The sequence below is a fragment of the Anabaena sp. UHCC 0253 genome (genome assembly GCF_009712085.1).
Lineage (GTDB): Bacteria > Cyanobacteriota > Cyanobacteriia > Cyanobacteriales > Nostocaceae > Dolichospermum.
The window spans coordinates 116091-124635 of record NZ_VILD01000001.1 but is presented as its reverse complement, the minus strand read 5'-3'; the positions used below and the strand labels follow the sequence as shown (position 1 = coordinate 124635).

The window sequence follows — 8545 nt, the reverse complement described above, 5'->3', positions numbered from 1 at the left end:
GGACGCACTCCAGGAGATGCAGATGGAGCGGGGTGAGTATGGCTCATGTGGACGTAGAATTGAGCGATCGCGCCCTCGAAGACCGGGAAGCCAGTATTAAACAATTGCGGCAAGAGTTCAATAAACTGCCTGGTGTAGCATCTAACATTGGTGGATTTATTTCTCACCGGATGGATGAAGTGCTGTCGGGGGTCAGAAGTGCGATCGCTGTGAAAATCTTTGGACCTGATTTAATCGAACTGCGAAAGATTGGCGAACAAGTGCGAGATGTGATTCAGCCCATTACCGGAATTGTAGATTTGCAGCTTGAACCCCAATTACCCATTCGTCAGGTACAAATTCATTACAATCGGGCGGCGGCTGCAACCTATGGATTGAGTATGGAGCAGTTGTCAAATGTGGTGGAAACTGCTTTAAATGGTCGTGTGGTGTCGCAAGTGGCAGAAAATCAGCAGCTTATTGATATTTCTATCTCTTTGACGGAGAAAGCCCGCAATAGTTTAGATGCCATTCGCGCTATTCCCATCACTACCCCAACTGGGCAAACTATCCAATTGGGTGTGGTTGCTAAAGTAGAATACGGTATGGGGGCGAATGTTGTAAATCGGGAAGATGTCTCACGGCTGATAGTTGTTTCGGCAAATGTGGCCGAGCGTGATTTGGGCAGTGTCGTCGGCGATATTCAATCCCAAATTCAACAGAAAATCAAACTCCCGAATGGCTACTTCATCCAGTACGGTGGACAGTTTGAGTCAGAACAGCGTGCTACTAATAATCTCCTGATATTTAGTATCTTGGCAGCGATCGCCATTGCGGTGTTGATGTTCTTCTCCGTTAAATCGCTCTCCGCAACAATCACCATCATGCTTAATCTGCCTTTGGCGTTGGTGGGTGGCATTGTTTCCATTGCTTTGAGTGGCGGTGTGATGTCGATCGCTTCTTTGATTGGATTCATTACCTTATTTGGCGTTGCTGTCCGCAATGGTTTGTTATTGGTGGACAACTATAACAATAAGTTTGCTCAAGGAATGCCTCTTAAAGATGTGATTGTTAAAGGTTCTCTAGAGCGAGTTAATGCTATCCTGATGACCGCACTCACTTCTGCATTAGGGATGTTGCCTTTGGCGATCGCTAGTGGGGCTGGAAATGAAATTCTGCAACCCTTGGCAATTGTAGTTTTGGGCGGTTTATTTACATCTACAGCTTTGACTTTATTAGTTATTCCGGCTCTTTACGCTAAGTTTGGCAAACAATTGATGCCTGGAGTTGATAGCTAGTTTTTGTGTATGGGAGCTTCACCCGTAGTGGGTGGGGTTCTTGTATATCATCACACAGGGAAGTTATGTAAGTAGGTGGGCGTTAAAAATTGTCGTTGGGGCAAGGGAACAGAGAGCAGCGCGGTCTTGGGGTCTCCCCAAGTGGAGCGACTGCGGAGGAACAGGGAACAGGAAGAGAGTTTTGGGCGATTTTACTTTTCTTCACATACCTTTAAATTTTTCTGTTCACCTACTTAATATATTTTTAACAAATTGCAGTTTATATAAATTTTATGTAAAGATATTATGAATATTTGGTAAAGATTTTATTTTTTATATAAATTTTAGAAAAAGATATAGCAGAATTTAAAAATAACAATTAAAGCTTTGTCACTTTTTTATCTAAATTTATCAAACAGACAATCTTATATTTAAGAAAGTCTGCTGATGAGAATTTTCTAATTTTAGGATAGTGTTAAGAGATAGATTATATCCTTTCTGACTGTATCTACTTTGAGGCTGCAATGTGTGGAACAGATGTTCCGTAATTATTGGGTGATCAAAACTGCATGAATTTAAATACTTTAAGGTTAATTTATAAACCTGAATACCAGTGTTTGTGAAGATCCTCAAATCTAAACTAGGGATACTTTTATGCCCTAAGTGGATTTTTGGATAATTAACTAATGCAGATAAATTTGGCATTAGTGACAGAAATTATTTGAGTTTATCTGTAGGTGTTTTACCAGACAATGCTGTTTATTAAGGGACATAACAGCTATGCCTGTTGCACATATATTGAGAATTAAATGAATACCCATAAAACATCCTACAGATTTAATACTGAATGTCTGGAAATTTTTTGCATCTATTTTTGAGGAATAGATGTCAGAGATAGATTTGCCCACATTTGAAAGTAGAAGGCAATTGGTAAGAATTATGTCATCTTATTCTCATCAAGATCAGGTTGTTAATATTTACGATTCCTACGAAAGTAAATTTTTAACACCTTTTCAGCGCAAAGCATTACTAAAAAATTTACAAAGTAATTCACAACCAGAATATCGGCGACGGATTGAGATTATGTTATTAGCAGATATGGGGAAATCGCAAACTCATATTTGTGAAATGATTGGTTGTTCTCAGGAAATGGCTAGGTATTGGATAGGAATAGCTGAGGCGGGTATGGCGCACAAATGGAATCAGCGCCCATTAGGTAGACCAAAGATTGTTAATCATCAATATATTGAAAGATTGAAAGAATTAGTTAATTGTAGTCCCCGTGAATATGGCTATGCTTTTAGTGATTGGACGGCTCAATGGTTGAGTAAACATTTAGCAAAAGAGTTAGGGATTCAAATTAGCGATCGCCATATTAACCGTCTTCTTAAACAAATGGGACTTTCTACTAAACGAAAAAGTTCCCCATTGATAACTACTGAAAATCAGGATGTGGCAATTACAATTCGTGATTTACATTCTCCATCTGAACCTAGTTTCAATTGGTCATTTAATCTCATGCAGACCAATAAATAATAGTGTTTTGGAGGTTAGGAAATGCGATCAGCGTTTTCTCAAGAACAGTTAGCTACACATATTAAACAAACCTTGGGTGATTCGCTATCAGATCAAGCAGTTGCAGATTGTATCCAGGGTTTAGAAATTATTGAACCACCAGTAGCAAAGCAATTTTGGCAAGCTGATACAGCCAAGCCAGGAATTTACATTGTTTTGACAGGTAAAGCCAGATTACTTGATAGTGCCAATAACTTAATTACTACCCTCACTCCAGGATCATCATTTGGGGAATTAACTTTATTTCCAGAACAAGATTTTAGCAGTTATGTTGCTAGAGCTTCCGTGAATTTAAACATTGCCTATCTTCCCGAACAAACATTGAGGAAAGTAATAGAAACATATCCGAGTATTTATGAGCGGTTGTGGCATCAAGCCGAATTAATTAATACTCCCAAATCTCCAGAAATTCCCATTCAAGAAATACCGAAAGAAGCAAAAAGTCTTAATTTTAGCCAACCGATAATTCCCGAAACACAACCGACAAAGCGCCCTAAATATTTCCCTATTCCTACTGTTACTGCCAGCAATTGGTGGCGTAAATTTAGTAAACGTTATCCATTTTTTGAACAACAAAGTGCGGCTGATTGTGGTGCTGCTTGTTTAGTAATGGTTGGTCGTTATTGGGGTAAAAATCTCAGTATTAATAGACTGCGGGATCTAGCTAATGTTAACCGTAGTGGTGCATCCATGCGGAGTTTGAGTGCAGCCGCAGAAAGCCTTGGTTTTGCTACCCGGCCAGTAAAAGCCAGCTTGGATAAATTTGCTCAACAACCTTTACCAGCGATCGCCCATTGGGAAGGAAAACATTACATTGTTGTCTATGAAATTACCAAAAAACAGGTAATTGTCGCCGATCCTGCTATTGGTCAACGCCAGCTTACAATCAGTCAATTCAAAGCAGGTTGGACTGGTTATGCTTTATTATTAGAACCTACAGCTTCACTCAAGAAAACACAAGAAGCTAACACGCCATTTTGGCAGTTATTGGATTTAGTTAAACCGCATTTTCAAGTCCTACTAGAAGTATTTATTGCTTCCATCTTAATTCAGATATTTGGGTTAGTAACACCTTTATTTACTCAACTTTTGTTAGATCGAGTAATTGTCCAAGGGAGCGTCTTAACTTTAAATACAGTAGGGTTTGGATTGTTAATCTTTGGTTTGTTTCGTGTGGCAATTAATGGGTTAAGACAATATTTACTTGACCACACAGCCAACCGCATTAGCGTAGCATTAATGGTCGGTTTTATTAAACATACATTTAGCTTACCATTGGCATTTTTTGAATCCCGCTATGTTGGGGATATTGTCTCCCGTGTCCAAGAAAATCAAAAAATACAACGGTTTCTTACTGGTGAAGCTCTGTCTATTAGTTTAGATTTACTCACAGTCTTTGTTTATGTAGGACTAATGTTTTGGTATAGTCCACCAATGGCACTCATGACATTAGCAATTGTCCCGCCATTTGTGTTATTAACATTTTTTGCCACACCCTTTTTACGTAGGATTAGTCGGGAAGTATTTACAGCAGGAACACTGGAAAATAGTTATTTAATTCAAAGCTTGACTGGGATTTCTTCGATTCGCTCAATGGCAATTGAACAAACAGTTCGTTGGCGTTGGGAAGAATTACTAAATAATTTAATTAAAAAGAACTTTAATGGTCAAGTAGTTAGTAATCAACTGCAATTAGTTAGTTCTACTGTTCAATCCTTAGCCAGCACTGGATTACTATGGTTTGGGGCTTGGTTGGTTATTCAGAATCAACTTACTATTGGTCAGTTAGTTGCTTTTAATATGTTGTTAGGGAACATTATTCAGCCTTTTCAACGACTAATTATTTTGTGGAATCAATTACAAGAAGTGATTGTTGCTACAGAACGGATTAATGATGTTTTAGAAGCGCAACCAGAGGAAGATTTAGAAAATCAACCCCGGCAATATTTATCCAGATTGGTTGGAGGAATCCGCTTTAATAATGTTACTTTCCGTTATCATAATGAAAGTGAAATTAACATTCTAGAAAATCTAAATTTTGAGATTTTACCTGAGCAAACTGTTGCAGTTGTGGGTCGGAGTGGTTCAGGTAAAACAACCCTTTCTAAATTGATTCTAGGTTTATATCCAGCGACAGATGGAAGAGTTTTAATTGACAACCAAGATGTGACTAGTATTTCCTTACATTCGTTGCGATCGCAAATTGGAGTTGTTGATCAAGATACATTTTTATTCGGGGGAACAATTCGGGAAAATATCAGTATTGCCCATCCCGAAGCATCTTTAGAAGAAATCATGGAAGCAGCCCAACTTGCAGGTGCAGATGAGTTTATTAAAAGAATGCCAATGGCTTATGAAACCCAAATTGGTGAAGGTGGAGGAATGTTATCAGGAGGACAACGCCAACGTTTAGCAATTGCCCGTGCTTTACTAGGCAATCCCCGACTTTTAATATTAGATGAAGCTACCAGTCATCTTGATGCTGAATCTGAACGCATTATTCAGAAAAATCTCAAGAAAATTCTGCAAGGACGGACAAGTGTCATTATTGCCCATCGTCTTTCCACTGTGCGTCATGCCGACCTCATTTTAGTTTTAGATCGTGGTGTTTTAGTGGAAAGCGGTACACACGATGAATTAATTAACAAAAAAGGACATTATTTCTATCTCAATCAACAACAATTAGCACAAACAAATTGATTAATTAGTTTAATTGATCATGTTCTAAATCAAACCTTCAGAGACGTTAACTCCAACGTCTCTATTCTCTGTTAATAATTTTTACTTTTTTAATTACTATCCTCCTAAATTACTTATGCCACAGTCAACTTATCCACAATCAACAACTACAAAAAAGCTACAGAATCCAACTGAACATAAGGCTTTTATTCAACATCAGGCTCAGACATTAGATAAAGCCAAAGATTGGTTTTACGGTACAGAAGAATTATTAGATGCTTTACCAAAAGCATGGACTCGTTCCATGTTATATTTACTAGTCAGTTTTGCTGCAATTATTTTACCTTGGACAATGTTAACTAAGGTTGATGAAACAGGCAATGCTATTGGACGAATAGAACCCAAAGGTGCAACACAAAAATTAGATAGTGTGGTAACTGGAAGTGTCATCAATGTGAATGTTAAAGAAGGCACACAAGTTAAAGCTGGGCAAGTTTTAGTGGAAATGGAATCTGAAGTTTTACAAACAGAAATTCAACAGACAAAAGCTAAATTAGAAGGTTTAATAAATCGTGAAACTCAACTAGAAATACTCAGAAATCAGGTTTTAATGGCAATCAATATTCAACGTCAGCAAAATCAATATCAATCATTAGAAAAACTCGCTCAGGTTAATCAAGCCCGACAAACATTTGAAACCCGGAAAAGTGCTTCTAATTTTCAAAATTTGGAGAAAATAGCCCAAATTGATCAGATAAAACAGAATGTACAATCTACTCAAAGTAGCTATAGAATAGCGACAAGTCGCTTACGTCGAGATATTGCTGAAGTGGCCCGTTATCGTCAACTTTTAAAAGAAGGTATAATTCCTCAAACTAAAGTAGTCGAATTAGAAAAAATTGCTGAAGAGAGTCAACGTTTACAAGAAGAAGCAAAATTTAATATTCAAACAGCACAGTTACGATTAAAAGAAGAAGTTAATCGTTATCAGTCCCTGATGAATCAAGTTGAATCCGATATTGAACAAGCAAAGTTGCGATTACAAGAAGAAGAAAGTAGTTATAACAGTGCCATACAAGGAGGTGAATTAGTTCTATTAAAAAATCAAGAACAGCTTAAAGACTTACAAAATCAAATTACTGCTCTTCAATCAGAAATTATGCAAACGAAGAGTCAGATTACATCTTTAAATTTACAGCTACAACAACGAACTGTTCGATCTCCTATTGATGGAACAATTTTTGAATTACCTATTAAAAAACCTGGTTCTGTAGTCCAACCTGGACAAATGATTGCTCAAATTGCACCCAAAAATGCAGCTTTGATTTTGAAAGCACGTATGCCTAGTCAACATAGTGGTTTTGTCAAGGTAGGAATGCCCGTAAAAATTAAATTTGATGCTTATCCTTTCCAAGAATATGGAGTTTTATCAGGGCGAATTACTTGGATTTCACCTAATTCTAAGATTCAGGAAAATAGTAACAGTCCTATAGAAACTTATGAATTAGATATCGCTTTAGATAATCCTTATGTTCAAGTTGGGAATAAACAGATTCCTCTCACTCCAGGGCAGACAGCAAGTGCTGAAGTAATTATCCGTCAACGTCGAGTCATTGACTTCATCTTAGACCCATTTAAAAAGTTACAAAAAAATGGTTTAGAGCTTTAATGAAGATTATTAGCAAAGACAAAAATCCTGAAAATATGTCTTATAAAAAAGACGTTAATATGCAACTTTTACATTATTGTCTGATAAATAATGTAAAAATGTAATAGTTAACTTAAATTGAGAGAATAATCCCATGGAGAAAATAGTAATTTATGATTTATACCCTATTGAGATAAAAACCTTTATTAATGATTTAGAAACTCTAGAACTAGAGACTGTATTAGGGGGGAGCTTTTGGGGAGTTTCTCCTAATGGAGGACTAAGTTCTAATGTTTTGATCACTACCGTTTTTGATGGTGTAAATAGGTTTGATAACAGGCGTAACGGAGGGGGTAGCTTTTTTGATAATAAAATCAATACAGTAGATTATTCTCGCACAGTTAATGCTTGGGTATATCGTTAATTATTTGGGCAAATTTAAAAGCAATTGTGTCACAATTGCAGAACTGTTCACTTTTTGATTGGAAACATAAGATAATGGCTGCAATCATAATTTCTGACTTAAAACTTCTTGAAGAAGAAACATTTTTCCATAACTTAAATTCAGAGGAAATACAACAAATATTAGGTAATGGTCTTCTGCCTTTTTTTGGTAGTGCTAATCCTGTTCAGTTAGCAACTGTTTTTGATGGTATAAATAATCGATCAACATCATATAGAGGACCATTTGGTATCTATGATAACAAGATTTTCACTGTTGATTTTTCAAGAACTGCCATCTTTTTAGTAGTCTAAAAATTTACCAAATAACTGATGAATTATAAGATCCCTGACTTCTAGAAGAGGTCAGGGATATACACTTGTTAATTCTTCTACTTATGAATTATCAAAAATATTAAAAGTACCATTAGATAGAGATAAGAAAATAACATATTAGGTAAATATGATAGATACAGTAAGAACTTATTCTAAATCAGTTTAGTAAATTGAGGAATTACATTATGTCAGATATTTTAAAAGTATCCCAAGAAGATATTATTTATCACATTAAAATATCTTGTCAAATTCCTAGTTTATTAGAAGCGATCGCCACTAAAAAAATTATTGCTGAAAGTGCTGAACAAGAAGGTATTAATATCGAAATATCAGAGTTACAACAGTCAGCAGATAGTTTACGATTAGCTAATAAACTCATTAAAGCAGAAGAAACCTGGGAATGGTTACAAAAACATTATCTTTCTTTAGATAACTTTGAAGAAATAGCCCAGCTAAATCTCCTATCGGCAAAATTAGCTCATCACTTATTTGCTGATAAAGTTGAACCATTCTTTTATGCCCACCAAATTGATTACAGTGCAGCAGTTACCTATGAAGTAATATTAGATGATGAAGACTTAGCTCTAGAAATATTTTATGCTCTTCAAGA

Annotated in this window: 6 protein-coding genes and 1 pseudogene; all 7 read left to right on the top strand. The window is 36.3% G+C overall.

What is annotated here, in order from left to right; translation table 11 throughout:
* A partial coding sequence (locus tag FJR38_RS27950) for an efflux RND transporter permease subunit (protein WP_254449292.1) occupies positions 1 to 1277 on the top strand: 1277 nt, incomplete at its 5' end.
* A 918-nt stretch (positions 1278 to 2195) separates the two neighbouring features.
* The gene (locus tag FJR38_RS00595) at positions 2196 to 2792 is read left to right on the top strand and encodes a helix-turn-helix domain-containing protein (protein ID WP_168496026.1); all 597 of its coding nucleotides are present in this window, start codon (positions 2196 to 2198) and stop codon (positions 2790 to 2792) included.
* Between the two features lie 21 nt (positions 2793 to 2813).
* A complete protein-coding gene (locus tag FJR38_RS00590) occupies positions 2814 to 5531 on the top strand; it encodes a peptidase domain-containing ABC transporter (protein WP_168534853.1) in 2718 nt (905 codons plus the stop codon).
* Positions 5532 to 5646: 115 nt separating this feature from the next.
* The gene (locus FJR38_RS00585) at positions 5647 to 7179 is read left to right on the top strand and encodes an HlyD family efflux transporter periplasmic adaptor subunit (RefSeq protein ID WP_168534852.1); all 1533 of its coding nucleotides are present in this window, start codon (positions 5647 to 5649) and stop codon (positions 7177 to 7179) included.
* 133 nt (positions 7180 to 7312) lie between these two features.
* Positions 7313 to 7582, top strand: a complete 270-nt coding sequence (locus tag FJR38_RS00580; protein WP_168534851.1) for a hypothetical protein — start codon at positions 7313 to 7315, stop codon at positions 7580 to 7582.
* A 74-nt stretch (positions 7583 to 7656) separates the two neighbouring features.
* Complete coding sequence (locus FJR38_RS00575; RefSeq protein ID WP_168534850.1) at positions 7657 to 7914, top strand: hypothetical protein; 258 nt, start codon at positions 7657 to 7659, stop codon at positions 7912 to 7914.
* A 206-nt stretch (positions 7915 to 8120) separates the two neighbouring features.
* A pseudogene (locus FJR38_RS27945) lies at positions 8121 to 8545 on the top strand (peptidylprolyl isomerase); the annotation flags it as partial.

What these genes read in the sequence shown, in the direction of transcription:
- FJR38_RS00595 (WP_168496026.1), top strand. Translation starts at nt 2,196, where the DNA reads ATGTCATCTTATTCTCATCAAGATCAGGTTGTTAATATTTACGATTCC.
- FJR38_RS00590 (WP_168534853.1), top strand. Translation starts at nt 2,814, where the DNA reads ATGCGATCAGCGTTTTCTCAAGAACAGTTAGCTACACATATTAAACAA.
- FJR38_RS00585 (WP_168534852.1), top strand. Translation starts at nt 5,647, where the DNA reads ATGCCACAGTCAACTTATCCACAATCAACAACTACAAAAAAGCTACAG.
- FJR38_RS00580 (WP_168534851.1), top strand. Translation starts at nt 7,313, where the DNA reads ATGGAGAAAATAGTAATTTATGATTTATACCCTATTGAGATAAAAACC.
- FJR38_RS00575 (WP_168534850.1), top strand. Translation starts at nt 7,657, where the DNA reads ATGGCTGCAATCATAATTTCTGACTTAAAACTTCTTGAAGAAGAAACA.